Below are 1,499 nucleotides of genomic sequence, written 5' to 3'. Positions count from 1 at the left end.
ATATACTTGAGACGTTTAAGGGTGCAAAGGTAGTTAATATAGAAAATAAGGAGTGAGTTGTGGATTTTAGTCAAATAATGAAGCAAGCGCAAGAGATGCAAAAAAAGCTTGCGGAAGCTCAAGAGAAGTACATTGGAAAAGAGTTTCAAGGTATCTCTGGGGGTGGCAAAGTTTCTGTGTTGGTGGAAGTTGTAAAAATAGGTAGTTACAAAGCTAAGAAAGTAAGCATAGACTTAGAGCTTATGAGAAACGAGGAAAAAGATATAGTAGAAGATTTAGTAACAGCAGCGTTCAACGATGCCATTAAAAAGGCAGAGGAAGACATGGCAAATGCGACCTCTGATCTTGCAGGTATGATGGGGTTACCGCCTGGGTTTAAACTCCCCTTTTAAAAATTCTCTGTATTGCTAACTAGGTTTCTGTATCTTTGGTACTAGAATTGTTTCGTATAATGTACCTGAAATGTCATGCAAAGATAAAAGAAATCGCAGTAGTGATGCAGAAAGCAAAGAAATACTAGAGTCAGTAAGAAAATACCAAAAATCAAAGGTAAAAAGTTATATAATTATCTTTTTATTAATAAAATTTTTACCTTACCCTTAAAAATTGGTTTAAATGTCAAATATTTTATGTTATTAAGTTAGTACTTGACTTAACTTTAGTTTTTACTTAAATTGCTAAAGTGGAATTTTAATTTTTTTTTTAACGAGGGCAATTATGCATTATAAAAAGTTTTTTTCAGCAACCGCTTTAGTGACGTTGCTAAGTTTATCAAACGCTGCTTTTTCAGATCCTGTTGGTCCAATAGCTGATGAAGAAACTAGCTACTACATTCGTCTGCAGTACAACGGTGAATTTTTACCTTTTAAAACAAAGATCGATAACATTACAGTTAAGAAGAATGATACTGCTGTTACTGATGTTGATCCTTTCAAGGCTTCTTTTTTGGCTGGTGGTGGTGCATTTGGTTACAAAATGGACGATATCAGAGTTGATATTGAGGCACTTTACTCACAGCTAAGCAAAAATACCGAAACAGGTATAACAACTAATCCAGGAGTTGCAGATAACTTAACTGCATTTTCAGGATTAGTTAATGTCTATTACGATGTAGCAATTGAAGACATGCCTATCACTCCATATGTTGGTGTTGGTGTTGGTGCAGCGTACATCAAGAACCCTTTAGCGACAAAAATTACCGGTGATAAAGATTCTGGATTTGGTTTTGCTTATCAAGCAAAAGCTGGTGTCAGTTATGACGTGACTCCAGAAATAAAATTCTTTGCTGGAGCTCGCTATTTCGGTTCTTATGGTGCTAGTTTTCAAAAAGACGCTAATGATACAAATAAAAACGGGTTAAAAGTCCTTTACAGCACTATTGGTGCGGAAGCTGGAGTAGCATTTAACTTCTAGTCCATCTTAGCAGCTCTTCTTGTCGTCCCAGTTTTGTCATTCAAGTAACTGGTGCTGGGACCTAGAAAAAAGAAATGTAGATTCCA

Annotated in this window: 2 protein-coding genes; both read left to right on the top strand. The window is 35.7% G+C overall.

The window, feature by feature from the left end; all coding sequences use genetic code 11:
* The first annotated feature begins 59 nt into the window (after positions 1–59).
* Positions 60–392: a YbaB/EbfC family nucleoid-associated protein gene (locus HET73_RS07410; RefSeq protein ID WP_343033103.1), complete on the top strand. Its 333-nt coding sequence runs from the start codon at positions 60–62 to the stop codon at positions 390–392.
* A 325-nt stretch (positions 393–717) separates the two neighbouring features.
* Positions 718–1,413 carry a P44/Msp2 family outer membrane protein gene (locus HET73_RS07405; RefSeq protein ID WP_174134293.1) on the top strand — a complete coding sequence of 232 codons (696 nt, stop codon included), beginning with the start codon at positions 718–720 and terminating at the stop codon, positions 1,411–1,413.
* Positions 1,414–1,499: the final 86 nt, after the last annotated feature.

The organism is Wolbachia endosymbiont of Atemnus politus, assembly GCF_013309895.1.
Note: the sequence above shows the minus strand (reverse complement) of the source record. Positions and strands in the feature narration are given on the sequence as shown.

Excerpts from the sequence above, each read along its gene's own strand:
- HET73_RS07405 (WP_174134293.1), top strand. The coding sequence starts at position 718 with ATGCATTATAAAAAGTTTTTTTCAGCAACCGCTTTAGTGACGTTGCTA.